This is a genomic window from Streptomyces sp. TAA486 (genome assembly GCF_000426165.1).
Map to the genome: position 1 here is coordinate 813,993 of NZ_AUEV01000001.1, position 17,956 is coordinate 831,948.

General features: G+C 67.5%; 16 protein-coding genes and 1 tRNA gene. 12 read left to right on the top strand and 5 right to left on the bottom strand.

Translation table 11 applies throughout. From position 1 onward, the window contains the following. Positions 1-204: 204 nt before the first annotated feature. Both I004_RS0103845 and I004_RS0103850 read right to left on the bottom strand, forming a co-directional pair. A complete protein-coding gene (locus I004_RS0103845) occupies positions 205-612 on the bottom strand; it encodes an ATP-binding protein (RefSeq protein ID WP_028434401.1) in 408 nt (135 codons plus the stop codon). A 100-nt stretch (positions 613-712) separates the two neighbouring features. Continuing rightward, on the bottom strand, positions 713-1,183 hold the full coding sequence (locus I004_RS0103850; RefSeq protein WP_028434402.1) for a hypothetical protein: 471 nt from the start codon (positions 1,181-1,183) through the stop codon (positions 713-715). Between the two features lie 131 nt (positions 1,184-1,314). Between I004_RS0103850 and I004_RS0103855 the strand changes: the two genes are divergently transcribed. The 3 genes from I004_RS0103855 (at position 1,315) to I004_RS0103865 (ending at position 3,038) form a co-directional block, all read left to right on the top strand. Further along, a complete protein-coding gene (locus tag I004_RS0103855) occupies positions 1,315-2,136 on the top strand; it encodes a Scr1 family TA system antitoxin-like transcriptional regulator (RefSeq protein ID WP_028434403.1) in 822 nt (273 codons plus the stop codon). Then, complete coding sequence (locus I004_RS0103860) at positions 2,133-2,348, top strand: DUF397 domain-containing protein (RefSeq protein ID WP_028434404.1); 216 nt, start codon at positions 2,133-2,135, stop codon at positions 2,346-2,348. The genes I004_RS0103855 and I004_RS0103860 overlap by 4 nt, the downstream gene beginning before the upstream one ends. A 249-nt stretch (positions 2,349-2,597) precedes the next feature. Then, a complete protein-coding gene (locus I004_RS0103865) occupies positions 2,598-3,038 on the top strand; it encodes a hypothetical protein (RefSeq protein WP_028434405.1) in 441 nt (146 codons plus the stop codon). A 310-nt stretch (positions 3,039-3,348) separates the two neighbouring features. On the opposite strand, the gene I004_RS0103870 is transcribed toward I004_RS0103865, so the two are convergent. Beyond that, the gene (locus tag I004_RS0103870) at positions 3,349-4,218 is read right to left on the bottom strand and encodes a 5'-3' exonuclease H3TH domain-containing protein (protein ID WP_051344656.1); all 870 of its coding nucleotides are present in this window, start codon (positions 4,216-4,218) and stop codon (positions 3,349-3,351) included. An 839-nt stretch (positions 4,219-5,057) separates the two neighbouring features. Next, complete coding sequence (locus I004_RS0103875; RefSeq protein WP_028434407.1) at positions 5,058-5,714, bottom strand: HAD family hydrolase; 657 nt, start codon at positions 5,712-5,714, stop codon at positions 5,058-5,060. 754 nt (positions 5,715-6,468) lie between these two features. Between I004_RS0103875 and I004_RS37960 the strand changes: the two genes are divergently transcribed. Further along, positions 6,469-6,669 (top strand): helix-turn-helix domain-containing protein, encoded by a 201-nt coding sequence (locus tag I004_RS37960; RefSeq protein ID WP_078510771.1) that lies wholly within the window; start codon positions 6,469-6,471, stop codon positions 6,667-6,669. Beyond that, entirely contained in the window at positions 6,666-8,042 is a 1,377-nt protein-coding gene (locus I004_RS0103880; protein WP_028434408.1) for a tyrosine-type recombinase/integrase, read from the top strand. Before I004_RS37960 ends, I004_RS0103880 begins: the two co-directional genes overlap by 4 nt. Positions 8,043-8,246: 204 nt before the next feature. Here I004_RS0103880 and I004_RS0103885 read toward each other — a convergent pair. Next, positions 8,247-8,318, bottom strand: a tRNA-Arg gene (locus tag I004_RS0103885). Positions 8,319-8,511: 193 nt separating this feature from the next. On the opposite strand from I004_RS0103885, the gene I004_RS32020 reads away from it, so the two are divergent. From I004_RS32020 to rho, 7 genes are all read left to right on the top strand, one after another. Next, the gene (locus tag I004_RS32020) at positions 8,512-8,946 is read left to right on the top strand and encodes a response regulator (RefSeq protein ID WP_037974644.1); all 435 of its coding nucleotides are present in this window, start codon (positions 8,512-8,514) and stop codon (positions 8,944-8,946) included. Positions 8,947-9,234: 288 nt separating this feature from the next. Further along, positions 9,235-10,233 carry a DALR anticodon-binding domain-containing protein gene (locus tag I004_RS0103900; RefSeq protein ID WP_028434410.1) on the top strand — a complete coding sequence of 333 codons (999 nt, stop codon included), beginning with the start codon at positions 9,235-9,237 and terminating at the stop codon, positions 10,231-10,233. 186 nt (positions 10,234-10,419) lie between these two features. Next, a complete protein-coding gene (gene lysA, locus I004_RS0103910; protein ID WP_028434411.1) occupies positions 10,420-11,868 on the top strand; it encodes a diaminopimelate decarboxylase in 1,449 nt (482 codons plus the stop codon). 97 nt (positions 11,869-11,965) lie between these two features. After that, positions 11,966-13,255 (top strand): homoserine dehydrogenase, encoded by a 1,290-nt coding sequence (locus I004_RS0103915; protein WP_028434412.1) that lies wholly within the window; start codon positions 11,966-11,968, stop codon positions 13,253-13,255. Positions 13,256-13,295: 40 nt separating this feature from the next. After that, complete coding sequence (gene thrC / locus I004_RS0103920) at positions 13,296-14,375, top strand: threonine synthase (protein ID WP_028434413.1); 1,080 nt, start codon at positions 13,296-13,298, stop codon at positions 14,373-14,375. Between the two features lie 391 nt (positions 14,376-14,766). Next, positions 14,767-15,714 carry a homoserine kinase gene (thrB, locus tag I004_RS0103925; protein ID WP_028434414.1) on the top strand — a complete coding sequence of 316 codons (948 nt, stop codon included), beginning with the start codon at positions 14,767-14,769 and terminating at the stop codon, positions 15,712-15,714. Between the two features lie 431 nt (positions 15,715-16,145). Continuing rightward, positions 16,146-17,956: transcription termination factor Rho (gene rho / locus I004_RS0103930; protein WP_037974646.1), on the top strand; the 1,811-nt coding region annotated here is incomplete at its 3' end.

A 17,956-nucleotide genomic window follows, 5' to 3' on the forward strand; every position in this document is an offset into this window, starting at 1 on the left:
GTTGAAAGGACTCGCGTGTACGGGCGTTGCGGATGTTCGTGTCGTCGGTCCGCACGGTCGGATGACGCGAGTCGTTCAGGGCCTCGGTGAGCACCGAAGCCCCTTTCTGTCCTGCTGTCCCCTGTGGTCCTCCGAAGGCGGGGTCTCCGCTCGAGTAACCGCGGATGTGTCCGCGGGCTTGTTCGGCGCTGGTGCGTACCTTCCTCACGCGAGGACCTCCCGAGACGCCGCGCGGAATTCGATCCACACCTCTTTGCCCGCGTTCGTCGGGTCGGCTCCCCACGCGTCGGCCGTCCTGCTCAGCAGGAACATCCCGCGCCCGCTTTCGGCGAACCAGTCCGGCACGTGAAGGACGGGGAGCTGTGGGCTGTCGTCGCTGACGACGATGCGCACACCCGAAGGTGAGGCACGCACGTCGAGGACACAGTCGTTGGAGCCCGCGTGCCTGTACACGTTGGTGAGCAGTTCGGTGACACACATGCCGGCTGGATCGTCCAGATCGCCCCAGCCCCAGCAGCGCAAACAGGCCCCCACCGCCCGGCGGACCTCTGCCAACCCCCGCGGGGCAACCGTCAACTGCCGCCGATAGTGCTGCGAATCAGCTCTTGTCATGAGACTCACACCTCCTTCACGTCGTCGGAAACGAGTGGGGTGTGCGTCGGGCATCCGGCCGGAAGGCCGATGTGGGCAGGCCCAGTTGTGAGAGCAGTGATCATTGCTGATCACCCATCGGAACCCAGCCAGTCGAGGTGATCAGAAGGTTCCGCAGAGTGTTCCGGATGACGAAGGGAGTTGCTGCTGTCGGTCGGGAGAGCCACTCAACGACACCCTCGTCCGCGTCGAACGCGGGGATGGGCAGTGCTTCGTGGGCGCCGAGTTCTCGGATGCCAGGCGGCCACCGGAAGGTGGAATCGTCAAGGTGCTCCACGATGAAGAACGTGGTGTCCGAGCCGACTGTCGTGCGCAGGATGGGACCCGCGTCTTCTCCGGCGGCTTCGCGCAGTGCCTCGGCGCTCTCCGCACCGCGTGCTCCGAGAATGCGGACGACGTCGAAGTGCTCCCGGGGCTTGGTGACCCTCGTCCCGGTTTCGGGAACCCACCCAGGCCGAGGTCCAAGAGCTCCGGCCTCTGGCAACGAACCCTTGATGGCGGGGTTTTCGTTGGCGTGGGCTTGGAAGTTCATGTGTCACACCCTGGTGACGGAGGGCTAGCCTAGCGAGCCCATCAGGGGGTACAGCCGCAGTTGGGACGCTGCCGGAGTGACGGTGTCCTGCCCTGTCCGGCGCAGTGGCCCATGAACACAGGAAGGATGCTGTGACCAGCGAGGACAGCGGGGACAAGCCTCCGAGTTACGTCATCTTCGGTGCCCAGCAGAAACGGATCCGCGAGAAGCGTGGGATGTCACGTCAGCGATTGAGTGAGCTGGTGCCGTACTCCATCGATCAGATCCGCAAGGTCGAGCGGGGCGAGCGTCGAGCGTTGCCCGACTACATTCAGCACGTCGACGACGCTCTGGCGGCACAGGGGCTTCTCGTAGTGGTGGGTGAGGAGTTGGTCAAAGAGCACCTCTTCCCCGACTGGTTCGAGGAGTACGCCAAGGCCGAAGCGGGAGCGCGCAGTCTCCAGTCCTACAACACGCACGTGATTCACGGTCTGCTGCAGACTGAGGACTACGCGCGCGCGGTTCTGAGTGCTCATCACCCGACGCTTGACGACGAGGAAGTCGAAGCACGCGTGGTGGCGAGGCTGGAGCGGCAAGTCTTGCTGACCCGCAAGCCAACGTGCATGTTGAGCTTCGTGATCGAGGAGTGGGTACTGCGACGTCCCATCGGCGGAGAACAAGCGTTGAAGGAGCAATTGACGAAGTTGGCCGGCTGCGCGCGCATGCGGAATGTCAGCATTCAGGTGCTGCCCATCGACTGCGAGACGCACGCCGGGTTCGACGGCCCAATGACGTTACTGGAGACAGCCGAGAACAACAGGCTGGGGTACGTTGAGGGACAAGCTGGCCCCAACTGGGCTGCCGCCCCTGACAAGGTCAGGGCCCTGGAAGGCCGGTATGGAATCATCCGGGGCGAGGCCCTCAACGCAGAGGACTCGTGGACCTTCATCGAGAAACTGGCGGGAGCACTATGAGTACCCAGCAGGCCACACCCGGCCCCGCTGACCTGGTGTGGTTCAAGAGCAGCTACAGCGGCAGCAACGGTGGTGAGTGCGTGGAGGTTGCCGCCGCCCCCGGCACGATCCACGTACGGGACTCCAAGGACGCGAGCAGCCCATCCCTCAACGTCTCGACCGGTAGCTGGTCCCGGTTCGTCGCATTCGTCGCAAAAGGACACAGCGTTTGAGTCACGCGGGAGCGTGACACGAAGGCTCCCAAGGCGGCGCCTGGATAGCAGGCATAGAGCCCGGAGCCTCGTCGTTCACAGACCACTTCGATCATTCCCCAGCGGGTTGGGCAGGCACGGCGCGGCACTCGATCCTCCAGGTCTCGGCCAACATGGTCACGAACTGAAGTCTGCGCTTTGCTTGGTGGGTAACGTCGGACCAACGGTTCGCACGGACACTGAAGCAGAGAGCTTGCCAGGGGGTTGGATATGGCGACGGAAGTAGAGGTCGCTGCGGCGTTGCGCGAGGCACGCAATGCCGCCGTCGCCGAGGCACAGAAGTGGGCCGAAACAGCAGTTCAGGAGGTTACCGACCCTGAATCGGCGCTCACCTACGGAGGGTGGCTGGTTCAGATCCGAACTGCCGCTGCGGCGAAGCTGTGGCAGCGGGTGTACGCCAAGCCCAATGAGATCACTCCCGAGCCGAGGACGGACCGAGAGCAGATCAAGGCGGCGATCCTGCACGCTGCCCAGGCACAGCTTGAAGTGGACCACCGCGAGGAGCAGCCGCATCCCACCACTGGTGACGTGGCTGACGTTCTGATCCACGCCATTCGGAAGGCGGAGGTCAGGACGTACGGCGAGTTCATCGAAGCGGTCGAGCGCACTACATCTGGACTCCTGGCAGATACGACACCGCCAGCACCGTAAGCAGCGACTGAATGAAGTGCCTCGTGCGGCTCCAACCCCCGGCCGGTCGTTTCCACCAGAAGACGGGCTGAGGGGTGGTCGGACGCGCAACAAAGCAGCGTCGCTACCTCCCCACCAGGATGCCACCGCGAATCTCCGCCCAGCCTCGCGGCCCGGTACGAGACCTGACAGCAACTCTTGGACGGCCGTCCCGGTACGCCTGCCCGGCGTACCCCGGACACGATTGGCGATGATCCACTCGGTGCAGAGCCTGGAGCTCGACCCGGGGAAGCTCGACAGTGAAGCCGTGCAACCTCGGTCCGGCATGCGGTCACCACAGCCCAAGCTTCTCGACCACATCGGCGGGCTTGGGCAGCTTGGGACTGACGTCCCCGGTGGCTTGCCACAGCACGGGGATGTCGAGGCGCATCCGGCTCAGTTCGCGCCAGCGCAGGACGTCCTGCCACATTCGGAGAACCGTTGCGCCCTTGGCGCCGCTGAGCCGCCCGGACGGATGCAGGTCCTCCAGGGTGAGGCCGCCGGCCAGGAGACGGGCTGCGGTCTTCGCGCCGATGCCCTTCACGCCGGGGATGTTGTCGGAAACGTCTCCGGTCAGGGCCCTGTAGTCACACCACTGGCTGGGCGCGATGCCGTAGCGTTCGCGGACTTGGTCGCCGGTGATGATGCGCTGGGAGGCTTTGCGGGACCGGTTGATGATGCGGACGTGCTCGCCGCGCAGGAGTTGGTAGTAGTCGCGGTCGGCGCTCATGATCCGCACGGGCCGGTCCGTGCGGCGGTGGGTGAGCGTGGCGATGACGTCGTCGGCTTCAGCGTCGTCGATCTCCACCCAGGCGATGCCGTAGCCGTCCAGGGCCTCCTTCATCGGGGCGAGGAACTGGAGGGGCTCCAGCGCCGTGGGGGTCTCCTGGCGGTGCGCCTTGTAGTCGGCGTAGGCGTCTTTGCGCTGGGCGCTGCCGTTCTCGCCGTCGAGGACGACGCAGACCTCGACGGGGCCGAGGTCGAGGTCGTCGCGGATCGAGGCGCGCAGGAGCGCGAAGAAGGCGAAGAGGCCCGTGAGGTTTCTGCTCTTGTCGCGGCTGTAGACGGGAGCGGGGAAGCCGAAGTGGCCACGCCACAGGAGGTTGAAGCCGTCGACGAGCAGTAGCGGGGCGACCTGGGAGCGGGACGGGACTGCACCCATCACGACACCGCCTTCACAAAGAGCTGGGCGATTCGAGAGGGCCTGTAGTCCTGCGCCAGGTGGTACATGGCCTTCGACGTTCGCCCGCAGGCTACCGGATCGGCCAGAAGAGGCTCGGCAGCGGAGCAGTGCGCCTGCTACTCCGGTCTGCGTGCAGGGACATAACGCAAGTCGTGATTGGGTCGCTGTGTTGCAACATGGGATTGCAATTTCGATGTGCCAACGTGTCTTCTCTGCGATATTGTTCTAAGAGCTGTACTTCCAGTAATGGAACATCCCAACAGGGCTCGGTCCTGCAAGGATCGCTCGCCGCCGGAGGTCTGGGCCCCGGATTGCACCCGAGACCCAGACCTGGCGTGGCGTGTGAAGTTGGGCAGGGTCCGGCCGATCAGCCAGCGGTCGGACCCGCCTGACGGCGGCAACCAGTCCGGCCGACCTCACCCATGCTTCGCTGCGAACTCACGGCGCGAAGACTTGCACACACCCAGCAACCGCGGTCAGTGCGGTCAGGAGCGCGACTACGAGCTCAACCCACTGAGTGCGGGTGAGACTGCTGCGCTCCGGACTCTTCCCCTTCCGCTTTGCCATGGCATTGCTCCCTTCCTGCGTTGCTGCTCGCAATGCGAGCCACCCCGGAGGGGTGGTCTGAGGCAGGAAGATCACCAAGGCCAAGTAGCAGCAAGCATAACGACGTTGACCGCAGTGCACAGCCGATTCCTTAGCAGCTCGCTTATAACTCTTCTGTCGCCCTATGGTGTTGCTCGCGCTGAACGCTGCGAATCGCGGAGAGGCGTTCCGTTCTACGCTGACCAGCTCATGATGGCTCGTGTCTGGTCAACTCAGCTTCGCGCCGAAGGAGTTGCGGGCACGCCGATGGCGGCAGCCAGGCGTCGTACGGTGTCGGCTTGGTCGGTCGCGTGAATGGTGGTCATACCGACCGAGCCGGCCGGGGGCAGGTTGAGCTGATTGTCGTCCACGAACACGCACTGTTCCGGCGGGAGTTGCATGCGGTCCAAGGTCCGTTGGTAGATCGCCGGGTCGGGTTTGGCGATGCCTTCGCGCTCGCTGATGACGTGCACATCGAAGAGGTCCCATACCCCGCAGTGGGAATAGGGGTCGAACGGGTCGGTTCCGAAGGAGTTCGATAGCAGGCCGAGGACCATGCCGTTCTCCCGTGCCGCTCTCGCGAGGTCGACCATGTCGGTTGCCGGGCCTACCGCGGCCCAGGCACGCCCCATCAGATTGTGGCTGTCGTCCAGGCCGAACAGCGGAGCCATACGGCTGTTCCACTCGTGCTGGCCGATCTCGCCGGCCTCCAACGCCACGTACAGCCGCCTCCCTTCGGGATGGTGCTGCAGCGTGCTGCCCCAAGCACCCGGCGTCAGACCTTCCGCCGCGCACCAGGCGTCCTGCGATTCCGGGATGCCGGTGGTCAGCACCCCTCCGAAATCTAGGATCAGCCCCCGGTATCGGGTGTGGGTCTGCGCTGTTGTCACCGATTCAGTCCGATCAGGCTCGAAGGTCCCGCCACGGCTGCGGTGGGAGGTCTTGAAGCAGTGCTGCACACTCTCGGCCCCGGCGTATCGGACTGGGAAGGGGCAATTGAGCCATGCAAGCGGTACGAAGAGACGACTTGCGGGGGTGGTTGCATCCGACTTTCGCTCACCTTCTTCATCGCGGTCTCGGGCTCTGTGCGGCCGACTCCGATGGGCATCCAGCGAATTCCCTCGACCCGTCGAGAGAAGGTTCGCGTTGATGTTCGCCTGGTGTCGCACGCTCCTCGGCCAAGCAGCGCTCACCGCAGCTGCGTTGGGACGAAAGGAGCGAACGTGGCCGCGATTCGCTGATAGCAGACGGCACGGGCCCGAAGGGGACTGGAACCACAGGCCCGAAGCATGTCAACGTACAACGTCCCCGAAAAAACACCAGGTCAGCCAGGTACTTGCGCAAGCGTCAGCTTCCGAAACGACGGTTCGAGATCGAGACTCTGGGGGAGTTCGCAGGGTCCTCAATAGCCGACGATCCCCGGTTAGCCAAACCGGGGATTCTCCAGACCATGGATGCAGTCCGCACCGGCTTCCTGGCGGTGGATCTGTGCGGACACGACCAACTCCGCTCGCATCGGAGCACGCCAGCGTCCATTGAGGAACCCAATGCAACAACCGGCGATATTTCCAGTGCTCATGCACACCGACGAGGTGCTTGAACAGTGCACCCACATCCTGCCCTCATCGGCTGCGGGCGGTGCACATGAGTGAGAAATCCAGCGATGAACTCCTGACAGTCGCGGAGGTGCTCGAAATGCTTAACGGCGTCTCCCGACGAACCTTCAATCGCTGGCGTGAGCTTGGCATTGCACCCAGGGCCATCAAATTGCCCAACGGGCACCTGCGTGTCCGACGTAGTGATGCCGAAGACTGGCTGAATGAGCATGAGGAGCGTGCCGCGTGAAGAGTACGGATGTCCGGGTATGGGCTATCCAGCATGACAAACGGCGGAAGAAGCCTTCCTACCGTGTGCGATGGAAGGTTGGCGAAGAAGTCTTTACCCACACTTCGCGCACCAAAGGATTGGCGGAGACCTTCCAGTCCAAACTCCGTCATGCTATGCGTGAAGGTGAAGAATTCGACACCCTGACAGGGCGCCCGCCGTCGATGGAAGAGAAGGCGGCAGCGCTCACTTGGTATGACTTCGGCCTGCTCTACCTGAGGATGAAGTGGCCCCATGCGGCGCCCAATACGCGTGACGAAATCAACGAAGGCCTGACAGCGGCGACAAAGGCGCTCCTGCTGGACAAGCCAGCCAGGCCAACGAATGAGGTGCTGCAACGCGCCTTGCGTGACTGGGCTTTTGTGCTTCCAGGGCCTGACGACAGAGAAATACCCTCTGAGTTCGCCACGGCGTTGAGGTGGGTGAAGAATGCGTCGAGACCGCTTGCTGACCTGAAGGATCCGGTGGTCATGAGAGGCGTCCTCGACTCCTTCAAGCTGAAGTTGGACGGGACTCCTGCAGCCGGGGAGACGGCACGTCGCAAGCGGAAGACTCTCGCGAATGCCATGGAGTACGCCGTCGACCGGGGCGACTTCGTGGACAACCCAGTGACGACCGCCAAGTGGGAGAAGCCCAAGATCGCCAGTCAGGTCGACCCTCGCGTTGTCGCCAACCCTACGCAGGCCACAGCATTGCTCACCGCTGTGTCCTACGTCGGAGGCTATGACCGGGCGCGAGGGCGACGTCTGGTCGGGATGTTCGCCGGCATGTACTACGGCGCACTCCGTCCGGCGGAAGCGGTGGGAGTCTCCCTACAGGAGTGCACGCTCCCGGAAGAGGGTTGGGGACGAGCCGTGCTGCACCGGACGCGGCCGACCGCTGGAAAGAAGTGGACCGGCACCGGGAAAACGCACGACGACCGCGGGCTGAAGAACCGTGCCGCAGATGACACCCGCATCGTGCCCTTGCCTCCCGGACTCGTGGCGATCTGGAAGGAGAGCATCAAGACCTTCGGCGTGGCCGACGACGGACGCCTCTTCTTCAACGAGCGCGGTGGAGTCGTTGGATCCTCCACCTACTATCGAGTCTGGAGTGAAGCCAGAGAGCTTGCTCTCCCGCCCGACCTGGTGAAGTCACCCCTCGCCAGTCGCCCTTACGACCTGCGCCACTCGGCGCTCTCCACTTGGCTGAACGCGGGTGTTGACCCGACGGAAGTCGCAGAGCGAGCAGGCAACAGCGTGGAGGTGTTGCTTGGCCACTACGCGAAGTGCCTGCACGGCAGACACGAGGTCGCCAACCAGCGCATTGAGAACCTGCTGGGCGAGTACCAGTAGGAGCGCTCCACGAGCCCCGGACACCGTCCGGGGCTGCGTCATGCCCTCGTCCTGGCCTGCGAAAACAGCCGCCAAAGTGCGTCACAAATGCGTCACGCAGCCCGGCCTGCGGTCGCTTTTCGCTGCCTTCGGCTGCCCTCGCATGCAGACTGCCTGATCAGGGTTTTACCTGATCAGGCAGTCTTTTAGGTACGTGGCCTGCGGTACCCCCGGCAGGATTCGAACCTGCGCACACGGCTCCGGAGGCCGTTGCTCTATCCCCTGAGCTACGGGGGCTCGTCGCGCTGTGAGCGGCGACAGGAAGAACAGTACCAGCTTGGTGATGGTGCACCGGAACCGGATTCAGGCGCCCGGAGCCCGGTGGAAGCCGCGCAGCAGGGGAACCGCGGGGCCCGTCCCGCAGGGGTGGAAAAGGGCAAAAGCCGGACGCCGGAGCAGCGGTGTGCCTAGGCTTTGTCGTGTGCCAGGTATGTCCGGCCGGGTCCTTGTCGTGGACGACGACAAGGTCATCCGGCAGCTGATCAGGGTCAATCTCGAGCTGGAAGGCTTCGAGGTGGTGACCGCTGCCGACGGCGTCGAGTGCCTGGACGTCGTGCACGGTGTGAGGCCGGATCTCGTCACGCTCGACGTAGCGATGCCCCGCCTTGACGGCCTGCGTACCGCCGAGCGTCTGCGTTCCGATCCCCGTACGCGCCACATCCCGGTCGCCATCGTCAGTGGCCGCACACCCATCGACGCCGAGGACGGTCACGAGCCCCCGGTCGACGCCCTGTTGGCGAAGCCCTTCGAACCGTCCGAACTCGTGCGGATGGTGCGGAAGTTGACGCAGCGCCCGGAGAGTGACGAAGGGCGGCCCGGCGACCCGGACGAACAGGAGCCGGCCGTACGGCCGGCTCGACACTGAACGTCCCGCGCAACAACAGCCCCCGCAGCATGTGACGTCGGGCAAGCACGTGGCGTCGCGCAAGCCTGCGACCCCGCACAAGGACGTGATGCCGCGCACCGTGTCCCTCCGCACCGTGTCCCTCCGCACCGTGCCTCTCCTCGCCGCTCGCCCGCGCACATCCGCTCCGCCCACCTCCGGCAGCGGTGACGGCCGCGACCGCACGCGCCCCCCCGGATGCCGCTCCGCGCCCGCCGCCAGGGGAAACCCGTTCGCGTCGACCCGCCGCCTCTCCCATACGCTTGCCCTGTGACACCCGCCCAGCTCTCCCGCACCGTGCTGCGAGCAGTGCATCGTGCCGTGGCCGACGGCGAGCTGGGTGCGGTACGAGGAAGCACCGAGCTGCCGCAGCGGGTGACGGTGGAATCGCCGCCGCGGCGAGGAATCGGGGACTACGCGGTGAGCGTGGCCTTCGGGCTCGCCGGCCCGGCCGCCATGACGCCCTACGACGTGGCGCGGGTACTGCGTGTCGGGCTGCTTCGTGAGGACGGGATCCACGCGGTGGAGATCGCTGGATGCGGGTTCCTCAACGTCACGCTCGACGCGCGTGCACGGGCACGGCTCGTGGCGGAGCTGTCGCGTCCGTCCCCGCAGTCCGCTGCCACGGCCGACGCGGAGCCCCGCACCGAGCCTCAGCCCAGGCCCAAGCCTCAGACCGGGCCCGTGCCCGGCACCTCGCCCCAGACCGCCACCCGCACCCCGGCCGAAGACCACCCCGTCGCCGACACCCCCGTCGAAGACCACCCCGTCGCCGACACTCCCGTCGAAGACCACCCCGTGACCGACACCCCCGCCGCCGACATCGCGCACTGGAGCGCCGCCACCGGCGACGCCCCGGCCGCACTCGCGGTACGTACGGCACAGGCCAGCCCCCTCTTCCGCGTGCAATACGCACACGCGCGGGCCCGCGCACTTTCGCGCAACGCGTGCGACCTGGGGTTCCGAGGCGATCCGGATGCGGCGACGGAGGCCGGCCCCGCGTACGGGCCCACTGGCGACGCGCTGCTGGCGCTCCTCGCGGACCACCGGCGCGTCAGCGAGCAGCCGGACCCCGCGCGGCACGCCCGTCATCTCGTCGCCGTGGGCGAGGCCTTCTTCGACTTCCACGACCAGTACCCGCCCCTGCCCTGTGGCGACGAGAAACCCGGGGCCGCCCACCGCGCCCGGCTGGCTCTCGTCGAAGCCACCGGGACGGTGCTGGCAGGCGGCCTGACCCAGCTCGGCGTGAGCGCGCCCGCGCATCTGTGAGCCCGGAGCGAGCCTTGAGCACCACGCACCACGCCCTCCGGACAGCCCAGACTTCGAACACCGCAAAGGACCCACGATCAGCGTGAACACGAACACCAGCGTGAACACGGCCGGGCGCGCGAGCGCCGAGGCGGCCGTACGCGCGAGCATGGACACAGACCGCCCCGGTGAGAGCGAGGCACCCGAATGAGCCGCTCCGCGCACCCCGCAGGGCCCCGGCACGCCGATGTACTGCCGGAGGGTGGGCACTACGTCGCACCCCCGGCCGACCTCAACGTGCTCGACGCCCGTGTCTGGCCGAAGACCGCCACCCGCACGCCCACGGGTTCCGTCGCGGTCGGCGGCCTCGACGTGAAGGACCTGGCGGAGGAGTTCGGCACTCCGCTCTACGTGCTCGACGAGGCCGACTTCCGGTCCCGCTGCCGGGCATGGCGGGACGCCTTCGGCGAGGACGCCGACGTCTTCTACGCCGGCAAGGCCTTCCTCTCCCGCGCCGTCGTGCGCTGGCTGACGGAGGAGGGGCTCAATCTCGACGTCTGCTCCGGCGGCGAACTCTCCATCGCCCTCGGAGCGGGCATGCCGCCCGAGCGGATCGCCCTGCACGGCAACAACAAGTCGTCCGCGGAGATCGAGCAGGCCGTCCGGGCGGGCGTCGGGCGGATCGTGCTGGACTCCTTCCAGGAGATCGCCCGCGTCGCGCACATCGCCGACAGGCTGGGGCGGCGCCAGCCCGTCCAGATCCGGGTCACGGTCGGCGTCGAGGCGCACACGCACGAGTTCATCGCAACGGCTCACGAGGACCAGAAGTTCGGGCTCGCACTCGCCGGGGACACCTATCCCCGCTCGGCCGGCGGGACCCCCGCCCAGCCCGAGGCCCCGGGAGGACAGGCAGCCGAGGCCGTGCGGCGCGTGCTGAAGCTGGACAGCCTGGAACTGGTCGGCATCCACTCCCACATCGGTTCGCAGATCTTCGACACCTCGGGATTCGAGGTGGCCGCACACCGCGTCGTGGGCCTGCTCGCCGACATTCGCGACGAGCACGGCGTTGAGCTTCCCGAGATCGATCTCGGGGGCGGCCTCGGCATCGCGTACACGCCCGAGGACGACCCCAGCGAGCCGCACGAGATCGCCGTCTCGCTCCGTAAGATCGTCGAGCGCGAGTGCCGCGGCGCGGGGCTCTCGGTGCCGCGCCTCTCCGTTGAGCCGGGCCGGGCGGTCGTCGGGCCCTCGGCCTGCACCGTGTACGAGACAGGCACCGTCAAGGAGCTGCCGGGCCTGCGTACGTACGTGAGCGTCGACGGCGGCATGTCGGACAACGTCCGCACGGCGCTGTACGACGCCGAGTACAGCATCTCGCTCGTCTCGCGCTCCACGGACGCCGAGCCGATGCTCTCCAGGGTCGTCGGCAAGCACTGCGAGAGCGGCGACATCGTCGTGCGGGACGCGTTCCTGCCCTCCGATCTCTCCCCGGGCGATCTGCTGGCCGTCCCGGCGACGGGCGCGTACTGCAGGTCCATGGCGAGCAACTACAACCATGCGCTGCGTCCCCCGGTCGTCGCCGTACGGGACGGGGAGGCGCGCGTGATCGTCCGGCGGGAGACGGAGGAGGATCTCCTGCGACTGGATGTCGGCTAGCGAGACATTCGTCCCACATATTGGAACGAGCGTGGAATCTCCGTACCTGTACGTGAGACTGAAAGCACCGGAAATGACGAGAGGCGAGGTCGGGATGATGCGTACGCGTCCGCTGAAGGTGGCGCTGCTGGGCTGTGGAGTGGTCGGCTCAGAGGTGGCACGCATCATGACGACGAACGCGGACGACCTCGCCGCCCGTATCGGCGCCCCCGCGGAGCTTGCCGGCGTCGCCGTCCGCCGCCCCGACCGCGTACGGGAGGGCGTCGATCCGGCGCTGGTGACCACCGACGCCGCGGCTCTGGCACGCCGTGAGGACATCGACGTCGTCATCGAGGTCATCGGCGGCATCGAGCCGGCCCGCAAGCTCATCACCTCCGCGTTCGAGCACGGTGCGAGCGTCGTGACGGCCAACAAGGCGCTGCTCGCCGAGGACGGTCCCACGCTCCACGAGGCCGCGGAGAAACACGGCAACGACCTCTACTACGAGGCGGCGGTGGCGGCCGCGATCCCGCTGGTCAGGCCGCTGCGGGAATCACTGGCCGGTGACAAGGTCAACCGCATCCTCGGCATCGTCAACGGCACCACGAACTTCATCCTCGACCGGATGGACTCCACCGGAGCCGGGTACGGGGAGGCCCTCGACGAGGCCACCGCGCTCGGCTATGCCGAGGCCGATCCGACCGCCGACGTCGAGGGCTTCGACGCCGCCGCCAAGGCCGCCATCCTCGCCGGCATCGCCTTCCACACCCGGGTCCGCCTGGACGACGTCCACCGCGAGGGCCTCACCGAGATCACTGCCGCCGACATCGCCTCCGCGAAACGCATGGGCTGCACGGTCAAGCTGCTGGCCATCTGCGAACGGGCCGCCGACGGCCGGTCCGTCACGGCGCGCGTGCACCCGGCGATGATCCCGCTCAGCCATCCGCTGGCCAACGTGCGCGAGGCGTACAACGCCGTCTTCGTCGAGTCGGACGCGGCCGGTCAGCTGATGTTCTACGGGCCCGGCGCGGGCGGCGCGCCCACGGCCTCCGCCGTGCTCGGCGACCTGGTGGCCGCCTGCCGCAACAAGCTCAACGGATCGAGGGGGCCCGGCGAATCGGCGTACGCGCAGCTGCCGGTCTCGCCGATGGGCGACGTCGTCACGCGCTACCACATCAGCCTCGACGTGGCCGACAAACCCGGCGTCCTCGCACAGGTCGCCACCACTTTCGCTGAGCACGGCGTCTCCATCGACACCGTGCGCCAGCAGGGCAAGGACGGCGACGCATGGCTCGTCGTCGTCACCCACAGCGCGCCCGACGCGGCGCTGAGCTCGACGGTCGAGGCGCTGCGCGGCCTCGACACCGTGCGCGGCGTCGCCAGCATCATGCGGGTCGAGGGCGAATGAACGGGACCCGTGCACAGGGGAATCGAGGACAGTGACCACCATGGAAACCGCAGCACCCGCCACCTCCCGTCAGTGGCGCGGCATCATCGAGGAGTACCGCGACCGGCTGCCCGTGAGCCCGGAGACCACTCCCGTCAGCCTCCGCGAGGGCGGCACGCCGCTCGTACCGGCACAGCTGCTCTCCGAACTCACCGGCTGCGACGTCCACTTGAAGGTGGAGGGCGCCAACCCGACCGGTTCCTTCAAGGACCGCGGCATGACGATGGCGATCACGCGGGCCAAGGAGGAGGGGGCACAGGCCGTCATCTGCGCGTCCACGGGGAACACTTCGGCCTCTGCGGCCGCGTACGCCGTGCGTGCGGGGATGGTCTGCGCCGTCCTCGTGCCGCAGGGGAAGATCGCTCTGGGCAAGATGGGCCAGGCACTGGTGCACGGCGCCAAGATCCTCCAGGTGGACGGCAATTTCGACGACTGCCTGACTCTCGCCCGCGGCTTGTCGGAGAAGTACCCGGTGGCGTTGGTCAATTCGGTCAATCCCGATCGCATCGAGGGGCAGAAGACAGCTGCCTTCGAGATCGTCGACATGCTCGGGGACGCACCCGACATCCACGTCCTGCCGGTCGGCAACGCGGGCAACATCACGGCCTACTGGCGGGGTTACGACGAGTACCGCACGGACGGCCCCGCGACGCGTGCGCCGCGCATGTGGGGCTTCCAGGCATCCGGTGCCGCGCCCATCGTGCGCGGCGAGCCCGTGAAGGACCCGAGCACGATCGCCACCGCGATCCGGATCGGCAACCCGGCGTCCTGGAAGCTCGCGGAGCGCGCGCGGGACGAGTCGGGCGGCTTCATCGAATCCGTGACGGACCGTCAGATCCTGCGCGCTTACAAGCTGTTGTCCTCGCGTGAGGGCGTCTTCGTCGAGCCGGCGTCCTCCGCATCGGTCGCCGGACTCCTCCAGGCCGCCGAGCAGGGCAAGCTGGAACCCGGGCAGCGCGTGGTGTGCACGGTCACCGGCAACGGCCTCAAGGACCCCGACTGGGCGGTCGCGGGCGCGCCCCAGCCCGTGACGGTGCCGATCGACGCGGACGCTGCGGCGGAACGCCTCGGCCTTGCTTGACGGTTCGTCCGCGCCGGCGACGGGAAGTGTTCCGGTGACGCCGGTTCCGCCGCCGGCGCAGAGAGCTGCGAAAGAGCACGGCGGGAGCAGGTAGGGGCGAAGAGCGGGAGCGGGGGAGTTTCCGGTACGGAGACCGGTGGCCAGGGAGCGCGCAGCAGCTTGCGACACGCATCGTGCGCCTCCCGTGCGCCCTGTGTCGCCACTGAACCTTCCTTCGATAAGCTTGCGTTCACCCCACCCCCGTACGTACTCCGGGGGCCTTCCCTCGTCCTGCCAGGGAGGCCCCACCCGGTCCGCCGGGCCCTGGAGCCACAGGGTCCGTGACCCCTCCGGCGTCGCCGCCGCGGTCCATGGGAAATCGCGTCAACAATCCAAGGAGAGTCATCGGGAGATGGCCGGCCCCGCGTTCCGCGCCGCAGCTGTCCGCGTGCGCGTTCCCGCCACCAGCGCCAACCTCGGCCCCGGCTACGACACCCTGGGCCTCGCGCTGGGCCTCTACGACGACGTCGTCGTCCGCGTCGCCGACTCCGGCCTGCACGTCGACATCGCGGGCGAGGGCGCCGGGACGCTGCCGCGCGACGAGGACCACCTGCTCGTACGCTCCCTTCGCACCGCGTTCGACCTGCTCGGCGGGCAGCCGCGGGGCCTGGAGGTCGTCTGCGCCAACCGCATTCCGCACGGACGGGGCCTCGGTTCGTCCTCCGCGGCCATCTGCGCCGGCATCGTGGCCGCACGCGCGGTCACCACGGGCGGAGAGGCCAGGCTTCACGACGCCGCGATGCTGGAACTGGCCACCGAGGTCGAGGGACACCCGGACAACGTCGCGGCCTGTCTGCTGGGTGGCTTCACGCTCGCCTGGATGGACGCCGGTGCCGCGCGGGCGATCCGGATGGAACCCGCGGAGTCCGTCGTGCCGGTGGTCTTCGTACCGGCGAATCCGGTGCTGACGGAGACGGCACGAGGGCTGTTGCCCCGTCATGTCCCGCATGTGGACGCGGCGTTCAACACGGGGCGTGCCGCGCTGCTCGTGGAGGCGCTGACCAGGCGTCCCGATCTGCTGCTGCCGGCGACCGAGGACCGGCTGCACCAGGAGTACCGCGCACCGGCGATGAGGGAGAGCGTGGAATTGGTGAACCGGCTGCGGTCGGACGGCGTCCCAGCTGTTGTCTCGGGTGCGGGCCCCACGGTGCTCGCACTTCCCGAGGGCCACGGCGCCGCCGACAAGGTGGCGCAGCTCGCGGGAGAGCAGTGGACGGCGAACAGGCTGAGCCTTGATTCCGCGGGGGCCAGCGTCCTGCCGCTGAAGGCGGACGGTGCCGACCGCGGCGCAGCTCAGTGACGGTGTACGCACGGCGGAGCAGGAGGAAGGCCTTGGAGCGGCCGATGATCCGGGAGAGGGGGAATGTTTGTTGGGTTCGGTAGTGTTAACCTCAAGTCAGTGCTCGCAGTCTCGTGATCCACACGTGAAACTCTGTGGTGGTCCGTAGAGTGCAGTGCTTGAGTGATCTCCCAGGGCAAAGGCCCAGGATCACCTCTTCCTCCAGGAGCCTCCCACGCTGCTTCGCTCTGCGTAGCAGTCCCGAGCACGCTCCGGAGCCGACGTGCAGGACGCACATTCACCTTGTACGTCGAACCATGAATTGATCTCCCCGCCACACATCCAGGCGGGAACCACCGTTTCGGCCAGGTCCGCGCGCAGGACCATCGCCGGACAGCACGACCGGTCGCCGAGCCAGACAGGCCGACGTCCGCTCCAGGGAAGGACCCTTTGTGAGCGACACCACCGATCTGATGGGCGTGAACGCCGCTCCTCCTGAGTCCGAAGGCTCGGGTGGCAGCTCCTCTGGGAGCGCCCCCGCGGAGAATGCCGACGTGCCTGCCACGGACGCTTCTCCCGCGCCTGCCTCCGGTGCTGCGCCCAAGCGTCGGCGCTCAGGCACCGGACTCGAGGGCATGGTGCTCGCGGAGCTTCAGCAAGTTGCCTCCGGCCTCGGCATCAAGGGCACCGCGCGGATGCGCAAGAGCCAGCTGATTGAAACCATCAAGGAGCGGCAGGCAGGCGGAGGTTCCGGCGCCGACGCGTCCGCCGCCCGCGGCAGGGACGGGGACGCCGGGGAAGGCGAGGACCAGTCCGCCGCCAGGCCCAAGCGCCGTGCCACGTCCAGGGCGCGCACGGGAGAGACCGGCGCGGAGGGCCAGCAGGACTCCGGCCAGATCGACATTCCCGGACAGCCCGCGAACGAGGAGAAGCCCGCCGGTGACCGCCGGGGCCGCCGCGAAGGCGGCAAGGCGGAAGCCGCCGTGGACACCGCCGAGGGGAAGGCGGACGGCCGCGGAGAAGGCGGCCAGCAGAACAAGGGCGACGGCAGCGGCCGCGGCGACCGCAACGACGGTCGCGGCGACGGCGGTGGCCGTCAGCAGCAGGGGGACCGCCCCTCCAAGCGCGACCGTCAGCGCGGGCGCGGCAAGGGCGACGGCGGTGGCGGCCAGAATCAGGGTGGCGGCCAGAACCAGAACCAGAACCAGAACCAGGGGGGCGGCGGTCGCCGCGACGACGACGACTTCGGAGACGGCCGGCGTGGTCGTCGGGGCCGGTACAGGGACCGTCGCGGGCGTCGTGGTGGGCGTGAGGATGCCGAGCCGCAGATCGCCGAGGACGATGTGCTGATCCCCGTCGCCGGGATCCTGGACATCCTCGACAACTATGCGTTCGTGCGGACGTCGGGTTATCTGCCGGGGCCGAACGATGTGTATGTGTCGCTGGCGCAGGTGCGGAAGAACGGTCTGCGCAAGGGTGACCACGTCACCGGTGCGGTGCGGCAGCCCCGTGAGGGGGAGCGGCGGGAGAAGTTCAACGCCCTGGTGCGTTTGGACTCGGTCAACGGTGCCTCGCCCGACGGCAGGTCGCGGGCGGAGTTCAACAAGCTGACGCCGCTGTATCCGCAGGAGCGGCTGCGGCTGGAGACCGAGCCGAACCAGCTGACCTCGCGGATCATCGATCTGGTCTCGCCGATCGGCAAGGGGCAGCGTGGGTTGATCGTGGCGCCGCCGAAGGCGGGCAAGACGATGGTGCTGCAGTCGATCGCGAACTCGATCACGGTGAACAATCCGGAGTGCCATCTGATGGTGGTGCTGGTCGATGAGCGGCCGGAAGAGGTCACCGACATGCAGCGGTCGGTGAAGGGTGAGGTGATCTCCTCGACCTTCGACCGTCCCGCGGAGGATCACACCACGATCGCGGAGCTGGCGATCGAGCGTGCGAAGCGGCTGGTGGAGCTGGGTCACGATGTGGTGGTGCTGCTGGACAACATCACGCGTCTGGGCCGTGCCTACAACCTCTCGGCTCCGGCTTCGGGGCGGATCCTGTCCGGTGGTGTGGATTCCACGGCGCTGTATCCGCCGAAGAAGTTCTTCGGTGCGGCGCGGAACATCGAGGACGGCGGGTCGCTGACGATCCTGGCCGCCGCTTTGGTGGAGACCGGCTCGCGCATGGATGAGGTGATCTTCGAGGAGTTCAAGGGCACCGGCAACATGGAGCTGAAGCTGGACCGCAAGCTCTCGGAGAAGCGGATCTTCCCCGC

What these genes read in the sequence shown, in the direction of transcription:
- I004_RS0103845 (WP_028434401.1), bottom strand. Translation starts at nt 612, where the DNA reads ATGACAAGAGCTGATTCGCAGCACTATCGGCGGCAGTTGACGGTTGCC.
- I004_RS0103850 (WP_028434402.1), bottom strand. Translation starts at nt 1,183, where the DNA reads ATGAACTTCCAAGCCCACGCCAACGAAAACCCCGCCATCAAGGGTTCG.
- I004_RS0103860 (WP_028434404.1), top strand. Translation starts at nt 2,133, where the DNA reads ATGAGTACCCAGCAGGCCACACCCGGCCCCGCTGACCTGGTGTGGTTC.
- I004_RS0103865 (WP_028434405.1), top strand. Translation starts at nt 2,598, where the DNA reads ATGGCGACGGAAGTAGAGGTCGCTGCGGCGTTGCGCGAGGCACGCAAT.
- I004_RS0103870 (WP_051344656.1), bottom strand. Translation starts at nt 4,218, where the DNA reads ATGGGTGCAGTCCCGTCCCGCTCCCAGGTCGCCCCGCTACTGCTCGTC.
- I004_RS37960 (WP_078510771.1), top strand. Translation starts at nt 6,469, where the DNA reads ATGAGTGAGAAATCCAGCGATGAACTCCTGACAGTCGCGGAGGTGCTC.
- I004_RS32020 (WP_037974644.1), top strand. Translation starts at nt 8,512, where the DNA reads ATGTCCGGCCGGGTCCTTGTCGTGGACGACGACAAGGTCATCCGGCAG.
- lysA (WP_028434411.1), top strand. Translation starts at nt 10,420, where the DNA reads ATGAGCCGCTCCGCGCACCCCGCAGGGCCCCGGCACGCCGATGTACTG.
- I004_RS0103915 (WP_028434412.1), top strand. Translation starts at nt 11,966, where the DNA reads ATGCGTACGCGTCCGCTGAAGGTGGCGCTGCTGGGCTGTGGAGTGGTC.
- thrC (WP_028434413.1), top strand. Translation starts at nt 13,296, where the DNA reads ATGGAAACCGCAGCACCCGCCACCTCCCGTCAGTGGCGCGGCATCATC.
- thrB (WP_028434414.1), top strand. Translation starts at nt 14,767, where the DNA reads ATGGCCGGCCCCGCGTTCCGCGCCGCAGCTGTCCGCGTGCGCGTTCCC.